Here is a 15,973-nt window from a genome sequence, read left to right as displayed (position 1 = left end):
GGTTGGTTATAGGTTTACTGCTTCTCCTCCTGCTGCTTCGATAGCCGCTTTGGCGCTAGCAGTAAATTTGTGAACTGTAACTGATAATTTAGCATTAAGTTCTCCGCCACCTAATATTTTTACTAGATCTCTTTTATTAGCTAATCCGTTGCTTACTAAAACGTTCATATCAACTGTATCAGTAACAACTCCTTTATCAACTAACTCCTGTAATCTTTTTAAATTGATTCCAACATATTCCTTTCTGTTGATATTTGTAAATCCAAATTTAGGAACACGTCTTTGAAGCGGCATTTGACCACCTTCAAAACCAATTTTCTTAGAATAACCAGAACGAGATTTAGCTCCTTTATGACCTCTAGTAGCAGTGCCTCCTTTACCGGAACCTTGTCCTCTACCAACTCTTTTTCCGTCTTTATGTACTGAACCTTTAGCAGGTTTTAAGTTACCTAAACTCATAACTACTATTGTTATTTTAAGCTTCTTCTACAGAAACCAAGTGTTTAACTTTGTTGATCATACCAAGGATGTTTGGCGTAGTATCATGCTCTACTACCTGGCCTATTTTTCTAAGCCCAAGAGCTTCCAACGTTCTCTTCTGATCCTGAGGACGTTTGATTTGGCTTTTTACTTGTGTAACTTTAATCTTTCCCATGGTAATCCTTGATTTATCCTTTAAATACTTTTTCCAGAGATATGCCTCTTTGAGCTGCTACAGTTTTCGCATCTCTAAGTTGTAATAAAGCATCAAAAGTTGCTTTTACAACATTATGAGGATTTGAAGAACCTTGAGACTTAGACAATACATCGTGAACCCCAACAGCTTCCAGTACTGCACGCACAGCACCACCAGCAATAACTCCGGTACCGTGTGAAGCAGGCTGAAGATATACTCTTGCACCACTGTATTTTCCTTTTTGCTCGTGAGGTAATGTACCGCTATTCAATGGAATTCGAACTAAGTTTTTCTTTGCGTCTTCAACGGCTTTAGAAATAGCATCGGCAACCTCTTTAGATTTACCTAAACCATGTCCTACAACGCCGTTTTCGTCACCTACTACAACTATAGCAGAAAAACCAAAAGCTCTACCACCTTTAGTAACTTTTGTAACTCTTTGCACACCTACCAAACGGTCTTTTAATTCAAGTCCGCCCGGCTTCACTGTTTCTACGTTTTTATAATTCTGATACATGTTTTCTTAGAATTTGAGTCCTGCTTCTCTAGCTCCTTCAGCTAATGATTTTACTCTTCCGTGATATAAATACCCTCCTCTATCAAAAGAAATGGTATCAACTCCAGCTTTTAGAGCTTTCTCAGCTATTGCCTTACCTACTAGTTTAGCAATTTCGCTTTTAGTCCCTTCAGCAGAACTAATTTCTTTATCTCTTGAAGATGCAGCAGCTAAAGTAACACCATTAGTGTCATCGATCAACTGCACATAGATCTCCTTATTACTTCTAAAAACAGATAATCTTGGTCTAGCCTCTGATCCGCTAACCACTTTTCTAATTCTGTTTTTAATTCTCTGTCTTCTTTCAGTCTTTGTTAATGCCATAACGCTAATTATTAAGCTGATTTACCTGCTTTTCTTCTAATTTGTTCACCTACAAACTTAATACCTTTACCTTTGTAAGGCTCTGGCTTACGGAACGAGCGAATTTTAGCAGCTACCTGGCCAACTAATTGTTTATCGTGTGAAGTAAGCTTTACGATAGGGTTTTTACCTTTTTCAGATATTGTTTCAACCTTAACTTCCGGTGCTAACTCCAAAACAATGTTATGAGAAAAACCGACAGCCAGATCTAACTTCTGACCCTGGTTGCTGGCTCTGTAACCAACACCTACTAACTCCAACTCTTTAGTAAATCCTTGAGAAACACCTTCTATCATATTGTTTAGCAACGCTCTGTAAAGACCGTGCTTAGCACGGATATCTTTAGAATCGTTAGGTCTCTCAAGTATTAATTGTCCTTCTTCTTGCTTAACTGTAATGTCTTTAACCTCTTGAGTTAATTCGCCCATCTTACCTTTAACAGTGATTACACCGTTATCGATAGCTACAGTCACTCCGTCAGGGATGTTAATTGGACTTTTACCTATTCTTGACATTTCTTCTTGTCTTTATAAATTAGTAAACGTAACATAAAACTTCTCCACCTACGTTCTCTTGCTGAGCTTGCTTACTAGTCATCACTCCATGAGAAGTTGAAACTATTGCAATCCCTAAACCATTTAAAACTCGTGGAAGTTCTGCATTACCAACATATTTACGTAAACCTGGTTTACTCACACGTCGGATCTTCTTAATTACAGGCTCTTTTGATACCTTGTCGTACTTTAAAGCTATCTTAATAGTACCCTGGGTATTGTTATCTTCAAACTTATAACTTAGGATATAACCCTGATCGAAAAGGATCTTTGTTATCTCTTTCTTTAAATTTGAAGCTGGTATTTCTACCACTCTGTGTCCTGCGCTGTTAGCGTTTCTGATTCTTGTTAAATAATCTGCTATAGGATCTGTATACATCTGTATCTATTTGCGGTAACAGTTTTCGGCTTAACACCGAACTTGCTACCAATTAAAATTTTTTACCAACTTGCTTTTTTAACTCCTGGAATCAATCCTTTGTTAGCCATTTCTCTGAACATAACTCTGGAAACTCCAAAAGTACGCATATACCCCTTAGGTCTTCCTGTTAATTTACAACGATTGTGTAAACGTACAGGAGAAGCATTTTTTGGTAATTTTTGTAGCGCTTCATAATCGCCAGCCTCTTTTAAAGCTTTACGTTTAGCAGCGTACTTATCTACCAACTTTTGTCTCTTAACCTCACGGGCTTTCATTGATTCTTTAGCCATGTCTTAGTTCTTTTTAAAAGGTAATCCTAATTCGCTTAATAATGACTTCGCTTCCTTATCTGTTTCAGCGGTGGTTACAAAGGTAATATCCATACCTGAAATTTTATGCACTTTGTCAATATCAATTTCAGGAAAAATAATTTGTTCCTTTACACCTAGGTTATAATTACCTCTACCATCAAAACCGGTAGCGCTAATCCCGTTAAAATCTCTTACACGTGGTAACGCGGTAGTGATTAAACGATCTAAGAATTCCCACATTCTTTCAGCACGCAAAGTCACTTTTGCCCCAATCGGCATACCTTTACGAAGTTTAAAAGAAGCAACGTCCTTTTTAGACATAGTAGCAACGGCTTTTTGACCGGTAATCTTACCTAGCTCGTCAACTGCATAGTCTATTTGTTTCTTGTCGGCAACAGCTGCACCAACACCTCGGCTTACTACAATCTTTTCAAGTTTTGGAACTTGCATTACATTTTCGTAACCGTACTCTTCTCTAAGAGCTGCAACAATGCGCTCTTTATATTCTGTTTTTAATCTTGGAATGTAAGCCATAACTAGATAACCTCATTAGATTTTTTAGAAAATCTCACTTTCTTACCGTCTCTCTCTTCATACCCTACTCTTGTTGTTTCTCCAGATTTAGGATCAATCAACGAAAGGTTAGAAATATGAACAGGAGCTTCTTTCTTAACGATTCCTCCTTGAGGATTTTGTGCACTAGGCTTAGTGTGTTTAGACACTAAATTAACACCCTCAACAATCGCTCTGTTCTTCTCACGATCTACAGTAACAACCTTGCCCTCTTCACCTTTGTGGTCTCCGGCAACAACTCTTACAGTATCTCCTGATTTTATTTTTAGCTTTGTCATCTCTACGTTAATGTATTAAAGCACTTCAGGTGCTAATGATACAATTTTCATAAATTGCTTGTCTCGTAATTCTCTTGCTACAGGACCAAATACACGTGTTCCGCGCATTTCACCAGCAGGGTTAAGTAATACACAAGCATTATCATCGAAACGGATGTAAGAACCATCAGGTCTTCTCACCTCTTTTTTGGTACGAACTACTACCGCAGTAGATACCTGTCCTTTTTTAACGCTTCCGTTCGGAGTCGCTTCTTTAACGCTAACAACAATCTTGTCGCCAACAGAAGCATATCTTCTTTTAGTACCCCCTAAAACTCTGATAGTAAGTACTTCTTTAGCTCCGGTATTATCAGCTACTCTTAGTCTAGATTCTTGTTGTACCATAATTTATTTAGCTCTTTCAATGATTTCAACTAATCTCCAACACTTGGTTTTACTCAATGGACGTGTCTCCATTATTTTAACTGTATCACCAATGTTGCAATCGTTCTTTTCGTCGTGCGCAACATATTTCTTAGTTTTCAACACGAACTTACCGTACATAGGGTGTTTAACTCGTTTTACCTCAGAAACAACGATAGATTTCTCCATCTTGTTACTTGTAACAACCCCTACTCTTTCTTTTCTTAAACTTCTTTTTTCCATCTTAAAGCAGAATCGAATTATTGTAATTCTCTTTTAGTAAGCTCTGTCGCTAACCTCGCTACTGTTCTTCTCGCACCTCTTAACTGAAGTGGATTCTCAAGCGGAGTAACAGCGTGAGCCAATTTTAAATCTGCATACTGTTTTTTAAACTCACCAAGCTTTTCTTGTAGCTCAGCAACAGACAATTCTTTAATTTCCGACTGTTTCATAATCATCTTTCAATTAATTAAGCTGAGTAATCTCTTGCTACAACGAATTTAGTTCTTACAGGAAGCTTTTGAGCTGCTAAACGTAATGCTTCTTTAGCAACATCCATAGGAACACCTCCAACTTCGAACATAATTCGACCTGGTTTCACAACTGCTGCCCAATATTCTGGAGCACCTTTACCTTTACCCATACGCACCTCGAGAGGCTTTTTAGTAATTGGCTTGTCCGGGAAGATTTTAATCCACAACTGACCTTCTCTTTTCATGTAACGAGTAGCTGCAATACGCGCTGCTTCGATCTGACGAGAAGTAATGAATTTTGAATCTAAAGACTTTATACCAAACATACCATTTGAAAGCTGATGTCCTCTTTGAGAATTACCTTTCATGCGGCCTTTCTGCTGCTTACGGTATTTTGTTCTTTTTGGTTGTAACATTTTTCTTTACTTTAAAAAATTACTTTCTACGACGAGACTTCTTGTTCCCAGAACCTTTACCTCCTTGTTTCTTAGATAAACCTGTTAACGGTGAAAGTTCTCTCTTACCGTAAACCTCGCCTTTCATAATCCACACCTTAACACCCAATCTACCATAAGTAGTGTGAGCTTCCTCTAGAGCATAATCAATATCTGCTCTAAATGTAGACAAAGGAATTCTACCTTCTTTATAAGCCTCAGATCTTGCCATTTCAGCACCATTCAATCGTCCTGAGATTTGAATTTTAATACCTTCAGCATTCATTCTCATAGCCGCTGCAATAGCCATTTTGATTGCACGTCTGTAAGAAATCCTGTTTTCGATCTGACGAGCGATACTCGCAGCAACCAGGTTGGCATCAAGCTCTGGTCTCTTGATCTCAAAGATATTGATCTGAACTTCTTTGTTAGTAATTTTCTTAAGCTCCTCTTTTAGCTTGTCTACCTCCTGTCCGCCTTTACCAATAATGATACCAGGACGAGCGGTGGTGATAGTAACGGTTACAAGTTTAAGAGTACGCTCTATGATTACACGTGATACGCTAGCTTTAGATAAACGAGCATGGATATACTTTCTAATCTTATCGTCTTCGGCTAATTTATCGCCGTAGTCGTTACCTCCGTACCAGTTAGATTCCCATCCTCTAATGACACCAAGGCGATTTCCTATTGGATTTGTTTTTTGTCCCATTGTCTACCTTAACTTTGCGTGTTATTATTAGCTCCAAGCACGATAGTTACGTGATTAGAACGTTTTCTAATTCTGTGTGCTCTACCCTGAGGTGCAGTACGAAGTCTTTTCAACATACTACCACCATCAACTTTGATCTCCTGAACGATTAGATCTGCGTCTTCAAGACTAGCATCTTCGTTCTTAGCCTGCCAGTTTGCAATAGCCGATAGCAATAACTTCTCTAAACGACCTGCAGCTTCCTTCTGGCTAAACTTCAAAATAGCAAGTGCTTTTTCAACTTTCTGACCTCTTACTAAATCCGCAACTAAACGCATTTTTCGAGGTGAAGTCGGGCAGTTATTCAACTTAGCAAAAGCTAAATTCTTCTTAGCATCTTTAATTTGCTCTGCTCTTTCTCTTTTACGAACTCCCATAGCCTCCTATTATTTTTTTCCTTTATTTTTTGCACCAGCATGACCTCTATAAGATCTTGTTGGTGAAAATTCTCCTAACTTATGTCCTACCATGTTCTCTGTTACATATACAGGAACAAACTGACGACCATTGTGAACCGCTATGGTTTGACCAACAAAGTCCGGCGTAATCATAGACGCTCTAGACCATGTTTTAATGACCGTTTTCTTTCCAGACTCTATATTAGCTTGAACCTTCTTCTCTAAACTATAGTGAACAAAAGGTCCTTTTTTTAATGAACGTGCCATCTCTTAATACTTTTATTTCTTTCTACGTTCTACGATATACTTGTTACTAGCCTTTGTCTTAGAACGAGTTCTATAACCTTTAGCTGGTAAACCTTTTCTAGATCTTGGGTGACCTCCTGAAGCTCTACCTTCACCACCACCCATTGGGTGATCTACAGGGTTCATTACAACCGGTCTAGTTCTCGGTCTTCTACCTAACCATCTGCTTCTACCTGCTTTACCAGATACTAACAATTGATGATCAGAGTTAGATACAGCACCAATAGTAGCCATACAGTCTGCTAACACCAATCTGGTTTCACCAGATGGCAACTTAACCACTGCATACTTACCTTCACGTGCCATCAACTGAGCAAACGCACCAGCTGAACGCGCCATTACAGCACCTTGACCAGGACGTAACTCGATACAAGAAATAATCGTACCAAGCGGCATATTTCTCAACGGCATAGCATTACCGATCTCCGGAGCTGACCCAGCACCGGAAACTACAGTTTGACCAACTTGCAAACCGTTTGGAGCAATGATGTATGATTTCTCACCATCTGTATATTGCACCAATGCAATAAATGCAGTTCTGTTAGGATCGTACTGAATAGACTCTACAGTAGCCTCAACACCTGTTTTAGCTCTTTTAAAGTCAATCACACGATACTTTCTTTTATGACCACCTCCTAAATAACGCATGGTCATTTTACCTCTGTTGTTTCTACCCCCTGATTTTTTTATCGGAGCGAGTAAACTCTTCTCCGGCTTATCAGTAGTAACAGCATCATAACCGTTAACTACTCTAAAACGCTGACCAGGAGTAACTGGCTTTAATTTTCTTACTGACATTTCTTAGTCTTTCTTAAATATTACTATATAAATCAATAGTATCTCCTTCCGCTACTTGAACAATCGCCTTCTTTATAGCATTGGTCTTCCCATGCTGAATTCCAGTTTTTGTGTAACGTGTTTTTCTTTCAGGACCGTAATTCATAGTACGAACTTTTTCAACAGTCACCCCATAAGTACTCTCAACAGCTTCTTTAATCTGAAGCTTGTTAGCTTTTGGGTTAACGATGAAACCATAACGATTATTCAATTCGCTATCAGCGGTCACTTTTTCCGTAATAATTGGTTTAATCAACACACTCATTTGGCTTCTTATTTACTTAAGTTCGACTCAATTCCTTCTAAAGAACCCTCTAAAAGCACTATACTGTTAGCGTTAACAATCTTGTAAGTACTTAATTCTGAGCTAGTTACAACTTCAGAGCTCTTTAAATTGCGTGACGACAAATATACATTATTATTTGTATCACCCAACACAAACAATGATTTTTTACCGGCTAACCCCAAAGCATTCAAAACGTTAGTGAAATTTTTAGTCTTAGGAGCGTCGAAATTAAAATCTTCTAAAACGATTACAGATTGCTCTTTTGCTTTCAAAGTAAGCGCAGATTTACGAGCTAATCTTTTTACGTTCTTATTTAATTTTTGTGTATAATCTTTTGGTCTTGGTCCAAAAATTCTACCTCCACCTACAAATACAGGAGACTTGATACTACCTGCTCTCGCAGTACCTGTACCTTTTTGCTTCTTTATCTTACGAGTACTTCCTGCTATCTCAGCTCTTTCTTTAGACTTGTGAGTTCCCTGACGTTGATTAGCCAAGTAACGCTTAACATCTAAGTAAATAGCATGATTGTTAGGCTCTACACCAAAAACCGAATCAGAAAGTGTTACTTTTCTTCCGGTTTCTTTTCCGTTTATATCTAATACTGCTACTTCCATTACTTCTGAATGATTACATAACTGTTTTTATGCCCAGGAACACAACCTTTAACAACGATAAGGTTCTTTTCTGGAACTACTTTCAATACCTTCAGGTTTTGAACTGTTACTTTTTCTCCACCCATTCTTCCAGCCATTCTCATTCCTTTGAATACTCTCGCAGGATAAGAAGCTGCACCAATAGAACCAGGAGCTCTAAGACGGTTATGCTGACCGTGAGTAGCTTGTCCTACACCAGCAAAACCATGTCTCTTAACAACACCTTGGAATCCTTTACCTTTTGACGTACCTGATACGTCAACAAACTCTCCTTCTACAAAGTTCTCTACCGTTACGGTATCACCTAATTTATAATCGCCTTCAAAATCTTGGAATTCAACAACTGCTTTCTTAGGAGAAACACCTGCTTTTTTAGCATGACCTAACTCGGCCTTGTTAGCACGTTTTTCTGCCTTGTCATCGAAACCAAGCTGAAGAGCTTCATACCCGTCAACCTCTTTGGTTCTGACTTGGGTAACTACGCATGGACCAGCTTCAATTACTGTACACGGTAAGTTTTTACCGTTTTCGTCGAAGATACTGGTCATACCAATTTTCTTACCAATTAACCCAGACATAATTATTATTTATTAATATTACTTATTTACAAAACTTCAGGGCTGAAAAAAATACGATCAACCCTGAAATCCATTTTTTCTCCGTTTTTCCCTTGCACAAAGCTCAGGACATGTAAACGATTCTTTAAATCGTCTTATGTATTATCACACCTTGATCTCTACCTCAACTCCACTAGGAAGCTCTAACTTCATAAGAGCATCGATAGTTTTTGAAGACGAACTGTAGATATCTAATAATCTTTTATAAGAGCTCAACTGAAACTGCTCTCTAGATTTTTTGTTTACGTGAGGAGAACGCAACACAGTAAAGATCTTTTTATGAGTTGGTAAAGGAATTGGCCCCGTAACAACCGCTCCAGTAGTTTTCACTGTCTTTACAATCTTCTCAGCAGACTTATCTACTAAATTATGATCGTATGATTTTAATTTAATTCTGATTTTTTGACTCATCTTTCTAATAATTAAGCGTTAACTCCTTTAGCATTCTTAATCACTTCTTCAGCTATATTTGAAGGAGTCTCCGCGTAGTGAGAAAATTCCATTGTTGAAGTTGCTCTACCAGAAGACAATGTTCTTAATGAAGTAACATATCCGAACATTTCCGATAACGGCACCTCTGCCTTAATAACCTTAGCTCCCGCACGGTCACCCATACTATTCACCTGACCACGACGACGGTTAAGGTCACCTACAATATCACCCATGTTTTCCTCTGGAGTTAACACCTCCAATTTCATGATTGGCTCCATAAGTACAGCACGTGCAGCTTTAGCAGCAGCTTTGTAACCCATTTTAGCAGCCAATTCGAATGAAAGTGAATCTGAATCCACCGGGTGGAAAGAACCGTCCTTAAGAGTAACCTTCATAGCATCCATCTCGAATCCAGCTAAAGGACCATTTTTCATAGCCTCTTTGAAACCTTTTTCTACAGATGGAACATATTCTTTAGGAATATTACCACCTTTGATAGTGTTCACAAACTCAAGACCAATTTTACCTTCTTCAGCAGGTTCCATTGTAAATACAATATCAGCAAATTTACCACGACCACCAGATTGCTTCTTATAAACCTCTCTATGATCTGCAGAATTAGTAATAGCTTCTTTGTACTCAACCTGAGGCTGACCTTGATTAACTTCTACCTTAAACTCACGTCTAAGACGATCAACAATAATATCTAAGTGAAGCTCACCCATACCAGAAATAATGGTCTGACCTGAAGCTTCATCAGTTTTAACCTGGAAAGTTGGATCCTCTTCAGCCAATTTAGCCAAAGCAACACCTAACTTATCAACATCTGCTTTAGTCTTTGGCTCAACAGCAATACCAATTACCGGATCAGGGAAGTCCATACTTTCTAATACGATAGGATTCTTCTCATCTGACAAAGTATCACCAGTCTTAATATCTTTAAACCCTACAGCTGCACCAATATCTCCTGCTTCGATAAAATCGATAGCATTCTGCTTGTTAGAGTGCATCTGATAAATACGGGAAATACGCTCTTTTTTACCTGAACGCGTGTTCAACACATACGAACCTGCATCCAAGTGACCTGAATACGCACGGAAGAATGCTAATCTACCCACGAAAGGATCGGTAGCAATTTTAAATGCTAACGCAGAAAACGGAGCCTTAGGATCCGGCTTTCTTGTAATTTGCTCATCCGTATCAGGGTTTGTACCTACGATATCATCCTTATCCAATGGAGAAGGCAAATATCTACAAACACAGTCTAATAAGAACTGCACCCCTTTATTCTTAAATGAAGACCCACAAACCATAGGTATTATACTAAGGTCCATTACAGCAGCTCTTAAAGCAGCGTGAATCTCATCTTCAGTTATTGAACTCTCATCTTCAAAGAACTTCTCCATCAAAGACTCATCATATTCAGCAACAGCCTCTATAAGCTCCGCTCTATACTGATGAACCTCATCTTTCATTTCAGCAGGAATCTCAACCACATCAAAGGTAGAACCGAAGTTATCTTCATGCCAAACAACCGCTCTGTTCTTAACAAGGTCAACAATACCTTTAAAATCTGCTTCATCACCGATAGGTAACACGATTGGCACCGCCTTAGAACCTAACATCTCACGAACCTGCTTACACACATTCAAGAAATCAGAACCTTGACGATCCATCTTATTAACAAACCCCATACGAGGCACCTTATAGTTGTCAGCTAATCTCCAGTTAGTTTCTGACTGAGGCTCAACACCATCAACCGCACTAAATAAGAAAACCAACCCGTCAAGTACACGCAATGAACGGTTTACCTCTACAGTAAAGTCAACGTGTCCTGGAGTATCTATAATATTGAAACGGTATGCATTTGCATCCGCAGTCGGCTTACCATTCTCCATTGGAAACTGCCACTCACAAGTTGTAGCCGCAGAAGTAATCGTAATACCTCTTTCAGCCTCTTGCTCCATCCAGTCCATAGTAGAAGCACCATCGTGCACCTCTCCAATTTTATGAGAAACCCCTGTATAGAATAAGATACGCTCCGTCGTTGTTGTTTTACCAGCATCAATGTGAGCAGCGATACCTATATTTCTTGTATATTTTAAATCTCTTGCCATTTTATTCTAGTTGTGATGTTAAAATCTAAAGTGAGAGAATGCTTTATTCGCTTCTGCCATTTTATGAGTATCAACTCTTTTCTTAACTGCAGCACCTTCCTCCTTAGCAGCAGCAAGGATTTCTGAAGCTAATCTCTGAGCCATTGACTTCTCGTTACGCTTACGCGCATAACCAATCAACCATTTCATAGCCATAGAAACTTTTCTATCTGGTCTGATCTGCATAGGAATCTGAAAAGTAGCACCCCCAACACGACGACTACGTACTTCTACGTGAGGCATCACATTAGATAAAGCATCCTTCCATAACTCTAAAGCAGTTTTTTCATCATCTTGTTTTTTCTGATCAACGATATCAATCGCATCATAAAAAACCTTGAACGCTACAGACTTCTTTCCATCCCACATTAGGTTATTCACAAAACGAGTCACTAATTGATCGTTAAACCTTGGATCTGGTAAAAGAGGTCTTTTTTTCGCCTGTCTTTTTCTCATGTCTTGTTCTTAAAAGGTTATTACTTTTTGTCTTTTGGGCGTTTTGCACCGTATTTTGATCTACGTTGCGTTCTACCTTCTACACCAGCTGTATCTAAAGCACCACGAACAATGTGATACCTAACACCTGGTAAGTCTTTAACCCTTCCGCCTCTTACTAATACTATCGAGTGCTCTTGGAGGTTGTGACCTTCTCCAGGGATGTATGCATTCACCTCATTACCATTTGTAAGACGAACCCTTGCTACTTTACGCATAGCTGAGTTAGGCTTCTTAGGTGTAGTGGTGTAAACACGCGTACAAACCCCTCTTCTTTGAGGACACGAATCCAAAGCAACCGATTTACTCTTCTTAGTAATCTTGGCCCTTCCTTTTCGTACTAATTGTGAAATTGTTGGCATAATTTACTTTACAAAAATTGTTTAAATTGTTAAAAGCCTCTTTTTAGAGGGTGGCAAAGGTAGAAATATTTTCCAACAATTCAAATCCTAAAACATTAATTTTCAATAAAGTTCCTTTTCACGTGAATCGCGAAACCGAAGCACCTCAATCAATTATTACCCAAAACAGCGCATCGCTGAACCAAAAACCACCTTGAAAACACAAAAAAATCTCTTCGAACACCTTCTCAACAACATTCAAAAACAACATAAACCCTGAAAGACAACTATTTACAATAAAAAAACATAATTAAAAAGCAAACACAAGCACCAAACCACTCAAAAAAAGGATATTGAAATTGAATATATTTAATTTTCTAACATTGCATTTAACATATTAACATTTATTATGTTAATTTATTAAAACATTAACAATAAAAAAGCGATAAATATAAAGAATAATCCTGATTTTTATAGTTAGAAATCAAATTATTAAATCATGGGAACAAAATTAAGCAAAGTTATATTGCTGATCATTTCATGCATGACATATATCTCCTTTGCGCAAGAAAAAACCATCACCGGTACTGTTACCGATGATTTCGGATCACCCTTACCTGGTGTTAATGTTTTGATTAAAGGAACTACCACCGGTACGCAAACCGATTTCGATGGTAATTACACAATTAATGCTAACGTAGGTCAAGTTCTGGTCTTCTCCTATGTAGGCTTAACGACCGTCGAACAAACAGTTGGAGCCTCCAACCAAATGAACGTCCAACTACTCGCCGAAGCAGAAGAACTCGAAGGAGTCGTAGTTACCGCCCTGGGTATCCGAAGAGAAAAATCCTCCGTAGGATCTGCCACCACAACCGTTAACTCGGAAGAAATCACTGAAGGTTCTCAAACCGACATTTCAAACGCTCTGAAAGGAAAAGTAGCAGGTGTGGTTATCTCAAACGCTTCTACCGATCCAGGTTCATCCTCAGGTGTTATTATAAGAGGTTTTAGTACCCTGGGAGGATCAAACCAGCCACTATATATTGTAGATGGCGCTCCTATCAATGATAACACAAACTTTTCTAACGACCTTAATGGAGGGTTCGACTTCGGACGAGGCTCAGGGGATATCAACCCCGAAGACATTGAATCCATCACCGTATTAAAAGGTGCATCCGGTACAGCTCTATATGGTTCAAGGGCAGCAAATGGGGTTATCATTATAACCACCAAACGCGGTGAAGCAGACAAGCTTAAAGTAGATTTTTCAACGAGTGTCTTCTTTTCAGATATGCTTAGAGCCCCTAAATACCAGGAAGATTTTGGTCAGGGTTGGGACGGGCAACATTTCCTTATAGAAAACGGTTCCTGGGGTCCAAGATTTGACGGCCGTGTAATTCCCTGGGGGAATATCGTTGACAATGCCCAAAAAATAAAACCATATAAATTCCAGGAAGATCAATTACGAAATTTCTTCGATATCGGAAACTCCCTCATAACGAACGTTGCAGTTTCCGGGGGTAAAGGAAGTACCACCGGTAGAATATCATTTTCCAATTCTACCAGCGACGGTATATACCCTACAGAAGCGGATGCCTTCGAAAGAAACACACTTTCCTTAGGGTTTCAGTCACAGGTAGACTACTTAACTTTTGGAGGTACGCTTAATTATGTAAGCACCGACGGTAGTGCAGTTGCTACCGGACAAACATCTTCCGTTTATAACGACCTAATGCAAATTCCTACCGATTTTGATATCACGGAATTCAAAGATTATATTAACGACCCTTTTAACAACGTTTCCAATTACTACACCCCTTACGGAATTACAAACCCTTACTTCAGTTTAAATGAAAACGGAAGTGATTATAAAAAGGAAAGAATATACGGGTCACTGGATGTTAGCGTAGATTTTAACGATTGGTCAAGATTCACATACCGATTAGGTCTCGACCAGTACAGTGATTATCTAAAAATCTGGACTCCTATTATCGATGCAGAACCAGGAAGTCCAAATGATGGATCCAGTACAGAACAACCAGGTTCATACGGTGAAACCATTAATTTCGTAAAACAAATTAATCACGATATCCTATATAATATAGATCTCGATCTGACCGAAGATCTAAACCTTCAATCAACCATAGGATTCAACTACAACGAACGATACATTAACAGCTCTAGTGCAACAGTATCTTCTCAGGACATCCCAGGATTTTACGGCTTTACAAACTCAGCGAGCTCGCCCGTAGTAAACTCCACAATAAGCAAAAGGCGATTGGCAGGACTTTACAATAGTACAAGTCTTTCTTTCATGGATATGTTATATTTAACAGTGAACGCAAGAAATGACTGGTACTCAACCCTTCCCGAGGAAAACAGATCTGTCTTTTACGGAGGTATCAATACCAGTTGGGTTTTTACAAGAACTTTCGAACCCTTGAAAAAAATATTCAGCTACGGTAAAATAAGGGCTGGTTACGGAGAAACAGGTGTTGACACAGGCCCATACCAAATACTACCGGTATTTGTTGCAGGCTCTATAGACAACCAGGGTTTTAGAACACTACAGTTCGCAACCGGCGGCCTGAATGCTTTTGAGGTAGGTAACAGAGCCGAAAATCCAAACCTTGAACCTGAACGAAGAAAAGAGTTTGAAATCGGAGCGGAATTAGAGTTCTTTAAAAACAGAATCGGAATAGACTTTACCTACTACGATGCGAAAGTGGAAAATCAGATCTTAAGCCTTCCACTGTCTCCATCTTCCGGTTATACCAATCAAACCGCAAATATCGGTACCATCTCCAATAAAGGTATTGAAGCCTTATTGCGAATAGATTTTTTCAAAAACATAGACGGGTTTAACTGGACAACTACCTTCAACTACGGTACTAACGACGCCATCCTGGAAACCTTAGATGAACGTATCGATCAGGTAGCTCTGGGAGGGCTTAGCACCACCTCACTTATAGCTAAAGAAGGAGAACCATTAGCGCTACTGGAAGGTAGCGTTCCATTAAGAGACCCTAACGGAAATATCGTTGTAGACAATAATGGTGTTCCAATTGCCTCCTCCGTTAAAGAAGTCTACGGAGACACCCAATACGACTATACGTTAGGTATATCAAATGAATTCTCATACAAAGGTTTATCATTTGGATTTACCTTCGACATTCGTGAAGGAGGACTCATGTATTCAAGAACGGCAGAAATCACAAGGTTTACAGGGAACTCTATTACCACGGTCATCAACGACAGACAACCTTTTATCGTTCCTGGATCAGTGAGACAACTTGAGGATGGCACCTATGTGGAAAATGACATCGCAGTAGATACTGAACATATGGACGATTACTACAGAGCAACAGCCCTCGATAGAGAGAATGTGATAGAAAAATCATTTATCAAGTTGCGTGAAGTTACCCTTGGCTATAGATTCCCGGCCAAGGTTATCGAAAGAACCCCACTAGACCAGCTATCCATTATCATAGTTGGAAGAAACTTATTATTATTTACTCCTAAGAGTAATCAATATATAGATCCAGAGGTCTCTACCTTCGGTACCGACCTTAATAGCCAGTTTGGAGAATTCAGTGCCAACCCAAGTACAAGGAGTATTGGAGTCACTTTAAAAGCTAGCTTCTAATAAAGAATTAT

25 protein-coding genes are annotated in these 15,973 nt (G+C 39.0%); 1 reads left to right on the top strand and 24 read right to left on the bottom strand.

The features are described 5' to 3' along the window. Positions 1 to 6 precede the first annotated feature (6 nt). The 24 genes from rplO to rpsL form a co-directional block, all read right to left on the bottom strand. On the bottom strand, positions 7 to 459 hold the full coding sequence (rplO, locus tag P278_RS00910; RefSeq protein ID WP_038260832.1) for a 50S ribosomal protein L15: 453 nt from the start codon (positions 457 to 459) through the stop codon (positions 7 to 9). A 16-nt stretch (positions 460 to 475) separates the two neighbouring features. After that, complete coding sequence (rpmD, locus tag P278_RS00905) at positions 476 to 655, bottom strand: 50S ribosomal protein L30 (protein ID WP_038260829.1); 180 nt, start codon at positions 653 to 655, stop codon at positions 476 to 478. A 13-nt stretch (positions 656 to 668) separates the two neighbouring features. Next, positions 669 to 1,193 carry a 30S ribosomal protein S5 gene (gene rpsE, locus P278_RS00900; RefSeq protein WP_038260826.1) on the bottom strand — a complete coding sequence of 175 codons (525 nt, stop codon included), beginning with the start codon at positions 1,191 to 1,193 and terminating at the stop codon, positions 669 to 671. Between the two features lie 6 nt (positions 1,194 to 1,199). Continuing rightward, positions 1,200 to 1,556: a 50S ribosomal protein L18 gene (gene rplR, locus P278_RS00895; RefSeq protein WP_038260823.1), complete on the bottom strand. Its 357-nt coding sequence runs from the start codon at positions 1,554 to 1,556 to the stop codon at positions 1,200 to 1,202. A gap of 11 nt (positions 1,557 to 1,567) precedes the next feature. Further along, the gene (rplF, locus tag P278_RS00890) at positions 1,568 to 2,110 is read right to left on the bottom strand and encodes a 50S ribosomal protein L6 (protein ID WP_038260820.1); all 543 of its coding nucleotides are present in this window, start codon (positions 2,108 to 2,110) and stop codon (positions 1,568 to 1,570) included. A 19-nt stretch (positions 2,111 to 2,129) separates the two neighbouring features. Then, entirely contained in the window at positions 2,130 to 2,528 is a 399-nt protein-coding gene (rpsH, locus tag P278_RS00885) for a 30S ribosomal protein S8 (RefSeq protein WP_038260817.1), read from the bottom strand. A gap of 62 nt (positions 2,529 to 2,590) precedes the next feature. Then, positions 2,591 to 2,860: a 30S ribosomal protein S14 gene (gene rpsN, locus P278_RS00880; RefSeq protein ID WP_038260814.1), complete on the bottom strand. Its 270-nt coding sequence runs from the start codon at positions 2,858 to 2,860 to the stop codon at positions 2,591 to 2,593. Positions 2,861 to 2,863: 3 nt separating this feature from the next. Further along, positions 2,864 to 3,415 carry a 50S ribosomal protein L5 gene (gene rplE, locus P278_RS00875; protein WP_038260812.1) on the bottom strand — a complete coding sequence of 184 codons (552 nt, stop codon included), beginning with the start codon at positions 3,413 to 3,415 and terminating at the stop codon, positions 2,864 to 2,866. Between the two features lie 2 nt (positions 3,416 to 3,417). Continuing rightward, positions 3,418 to 3,732 (bottom strand): 50S ribosomal protein L24, encoded by a 315-nt coding sequence (gene rplX, locus P278_RS00870; protein WP_038260808.1) that lies wholly within the window; start codon positions 3,730 to 3,732, stop codon positions 3,418 to 3,420. Between the two features lie 15 nt (positions 3,733 to 3,747). After that, positions 3,748 to 4,116 (bottom strand): 50S ribosomal protein L14, encoded by a 369-nt coding sequence (gene rplN, locus P278_RS00865; protein WP_038260806.1) that lies wholly within the window; start codon positions 4,114 to 4,116, stop codon positions 3,748 to 3,750. A gap of 3 nt (positions 4,117 to 4,119) precedes the next feature. Continuing rightward, positions 4,120 to 4,377: a 30S ribosomal protein S17 gene (rpsQ, locus tag P278_RS00860; protein ID WP_038260803.1), complete on the bottom strand. Its 258-nt coding sequence runs from the start codon at positions 4,375 to 4,377 to the stop codon at positions 4,120 to 4,122. 17 nt (positions 4,378 to 4,394) lie between these two features. Then, positions 4,395 to 4,586, bottom strand: coding sequence for a 50S ribosomal protein L29 (gene rpmC, locus P278_RS00855; protein WP_038261763.1), 192 nt, complete (start codon positions 4,584 to 4,586; stop codon positions 4,395 to 4,397). Positions 4,587 to 4,603: 17 nt separating this feature from the next. After that, positions 4,604 to 5,023, bottom strand: a complete 420-nt coding sequence (gene rplP / locus P278_RS00850; protein ID WP_038260800.1) for a 50S ribosomal protein L16 — start codon at positions 5,021 to 5,023, stop codon at positions 4,604 to 4,606. A 19-nt stretch (positions 5,024 to 5,042) separates the two neighbouring features. Continuing rightward, positions 5,043 to 5,753 (bottom strand): 30S ribosomal protein S3, encoded by a 711-nt coding sequence (gene rpsC, locus P278_RS00845; protein WP_038260797.1) that lies wholly within the window; start codon positions 5,751 to 5,753, stop codon positions 5,043 to 5,045. A gap of 8 nt (positions 5,754 to 5,761) precedes the next feature. Then, complete coding sequence (gene rplV / locus P278_RS00840) at positions 5,762 to 6,169, bottom strand: 50S ribosomal protein L22 (protein WP_038260794.1); 408 nt, start codon at positions 6,167 to 6,169, stop codon at positions 5,762 to 5,764. Positions 6,170 to 6,178: 9 nt separating this feature from the next. Next, complete coding sequence (gene rpsS, locus P278_RS00835; RefSeq protein WP_038260791.1) at positions 6,179 to 6,457, bottom strand: 30S ribosomal protein S19; 279 nt, start codon at positions 6,455 to 6,457, stop codon at positions 6,179 to 6,181. A gap of 12 nt (positions 6,458 to 6,469) precedes the next feature. Next, positions 6,470 to 7,294 carry a 50S ribosomal protein L2 gene (gene rplB, locus P278_RS00830; protein ID WP_038260788.1) on the bottom strand — a complete coding sequence of 275 codons (825 nt, stop codon included), beginning with the start codon at positions 7,292 to 7,294 and terminating at the stop codon, positions 6,470 to 6,472. Positions 7,295 to 7,307: 13 nt separating this feature from the next. After that, positions 7,308 to 7,598, bottom strand: a complete 291-nt coding sequence (gene rplW, locus P278_RS00825) for a 50S ribosomal protein L23 (protein ID WP_038260785.1) — start codon at positions 7,596 to 7,598, stop codon at positions 7,308 to 7,310. A gap of 8 nt (positions 7,599 to 7,606) precedes the next feature. Continuing rightward, on the bottom strand, positions 7,607 to 8,236 hold the full coding sequence (gene rplD / locus P278_RS00820) for a 50S ribosomal protein L4 (protein ID WP_038260782.1): 630 nt from the start codon (positions 8,234 to 8,236) through the stop codon (positions 7,607 to 7,609). Continuing rightward, positions 8,236 to 8,853: a 50S ribosomal protein L3 gene (rplC, locus tag P278_RS00815; RefSeq protein WP_038260780.1), complete on the bottom strand. Its 618-nt coding sequence runs from the start codon at positions 8,851 to 8,853 to the stop codon at positions 8,236 to 8,238. The genes rplD and rplC overlap by 1 nt, the downstream gene beginning before the upstream one ends. 144 nt (positions 8,854 to 8,997) lie before the next feature. Then, positions 8,998 to 9,303, bottom strand: coding sequence for a 30S ribosomal protein S10 (gene rpsJ / locus P278_RS00810; RefSeq protein WP_007094989.1), 306 nt, complete (start codon positions 9,301 to 9,303; stop codon positions 8,998 to 9,000). Between the two features lie 11 nt (positions 9,304 to 9,314). Continuing rightward, positions 9,315 to 11,441, bottom strand: a complete 2,127-nt coding sequence (gene fusA, locus P278_RS00805) for an elongation factor G (protein ID WP_038260777.1) — start codon at positions 11,439 to 11,441, stop codon at positions 9,315 to 9,317. A gap of 18 nt (positions 11,442 to 11,459) precedes the next feature. Next, positions 11,460 to 11,936 carry a 30S ribosomal protein S7 gene (gene rpsG / locus P278_RS00800; protein ID WP_038260775.1) on the bottom strand — a complete coding sequence of 159 codons (477 nt, stop codon included), beginning with the start codon at positions 11,934 to 11,936 and terminating at the stop codon, positions 11,460 to 11,462. A 20-nt stretch (positions 11,937 to 11,956) separates the two neighbouring features. After that, entirely contained in the window at positions 11,957 to 12,337 is a 381-nt protein-coding gene (gene rpsL, locus P278_RS00795; RefSeq protein WP_038260773.1) for a 30S ribosomal protein S12, read from the bottom strand. 478 nt (positions 12,338 to 12,815) lie between these two features. On the opposite strand from rpsL, the gene P278_RS00790 reads away from it, so the two are divergent. Beyond that, positions 12,816 to 15,962, top strand: coding sequence for a SusC/RagA family TonB-linked outer membrane protein (locus P278_RS00790; protein WP_038260771.1), 3,147 nt, complete (start codon positions 12,816 to 12,818; stop codon positions 15,960 to 15,962). The last annotated feature ends 11 nt before the right edge of the window (positions 15,963 to 15,973 follow it).

It is taken from the genome of Zhouia amylolytica AD3 (assembly GCF_000511935.2).
GTDB lineage: Bacteria > Bacteroidota > Bacteroidia > Flavobacteriales > Flavobacteriaceae > Zhouia > Zhouia amylolytica.
The sequence above is the reverse complement of the archived record's forward strand: the minus strand, read 5'-3'. Positions and strand labels throughout refer to the sequence as shown.

Coding starts and splice junctions, on each gene's coding strand:
- rplO (WP_038260832.1), bottom strand. CDS start 459: ATGAGTTTAGGTAACTTAAAACCTGCTAAAGGTTCAGTACATAAAGAC.
- rpmD (WP_038260829.1), bottom strand. CDS start 655: ATGGGAAAGATTAAAGTTACACAAGTAAAAAGCCAAATCAAACGTCCT.
- rpsE (WP_038260826.1), bottom strand. CDS start 1,193: ATGTATCAGAATTATAAAAACGTAGAAACAGTGAAGCCGGGCGGACTT.
- rplR (WP_038260823.1), bottom strand. CDS start 1,556: ATGGCATTAACAAAGACTGAAAGAAGACAGAGAATTAAAAACAGAATT.
- rplF (WP_038260820.1), bottom strand. CDS start 2,110: ATGTCAAGAATAGGTAAAAGTCCAATTAACATCCCTGACGGAGTGACT.
- rpsH (WP_038260817.1), bottom strand. CDS start 2,528: ATGTATACAGATCCTATAGCAGATTATTTAACAAGAATCAGAAACGCT.
- rpsN (WP_038260814.1), bottom strand. CDS start 2,860: ATGGCTAAAGAATCAATGAAAGCCCGTGAGGTTAAGAGACAAAAGTTG.
- rplE (WP_038260812.1), bottom strand. CDS start 3,415: ATGGCTTACATTCCAAGATTAAAAACAGAATATAAAGAGCGCATTGTT.
- rplX (WP_038260808.1), bottom strand. CDS start 3,732: ATGACAAAGCTAAAAATAAAATCAGGAGATACTGTAAGAGTTGTTGCC.
- rplN (WP_038260806.1), bottom strand. CDS start 4,116: ATGGTACAACAAGAATCTAGACTAAGAGTAGCTGATAATACCGGAGCT.
- rpsQ (WP_038260803.1), bottom strand. CDS start 4,377: ATGGAAAAAAGAAGTTTAAGAAAAGAAAGAGTAGGGGTTGTTACAAGT.
- rpmC (WP_038261763.1), bottom strand. CDS start 4,586: ATGAAACAGTCGGAAATTAAAGAATTGTCTGTTGCTGAGCTACAAGAA.
- rplP (WP_038260800.1), bottom strand. CDS start 5,023: ATGTTACAACCAAAAAGAACAAAATACCGTAAGCAGCAGAAAGGCCGC.
- rpsC (WP_038260797.1), bottom strand. CDS start 5,753: ATGGGACAAAAAACAAATCCAATAGGAAATCGCCTTGGTGTCATTAGA.
- rplV (WP_038260794.1), bottom strand. CDS start 6,169: ATGGGAGTTCGTAAAAGAGAAAGAGCAGAGCAAATTAAAGATGCTAAG.
- rpsS (WP_038260791.1), bottom strand. CDS start 6,457: ATGGCACGTTCATTAAAAAAAGGACCTTTTGTTCACTATAGTTTAGAG.
- rplB (WP_038260788.1), bottom strand. CDS start 7,294: ATGTCAGTAAGAAAATTAAAGCCAGTTACTCCTGGTCAGCGTTTTAGA.
- rplW (WP_038260785.1), bottom strand. CDS start 7,598: ATGAGTGTGTTGATTAAACCAATTATTACGGAAAAAGTGACCGCTGAT.
- rplD (WP_038260782.1), bottom strand. CDS start 8,236: ATGGAAGTAGCAGTATTAGATATAAACGGAAAAGAAACCGGAAGAAAA.
- rplC (WP_038260780.1), bottom strand. CDS start 8,853: ATGTCTGGGTTAATTGGTAAGAAAATTGGTATGACCAGTATCTTCGAC.
- rpsJ (WP_007094989.1), bottom strand. CDS start 9,303: ATGAGTCAAAAAATCAGAATTAAATTAAAATCATACGATCATAATTTA.
- fusA (WP_038260777.1), bottom strand. CDS start 11,441: ATGGCAAGAGATTTAAAATATACAAGAAATATAGGTATCGCTGCTCAC.
- rpsG (WP_038260775.1), bottom strand. CDS start 11,936: ATGAGAAAAAGACAGGCGAAAAAAAGACCTCTTTTACCAGATCCAAGG.
- rpsL (WP_038260773.1), bottom strand. CDS start 12,337: ATGCCAACAATTTCACAATTAGTACGAAAAGGAAGGGCCAAGATTACT.
- P278_RS00790 (WP_038260771.1), top strand. CDS start 12,816: ATGGGAACAAAATTAAGCAAAGTTATATTGCTGATCATTTCATGCATG.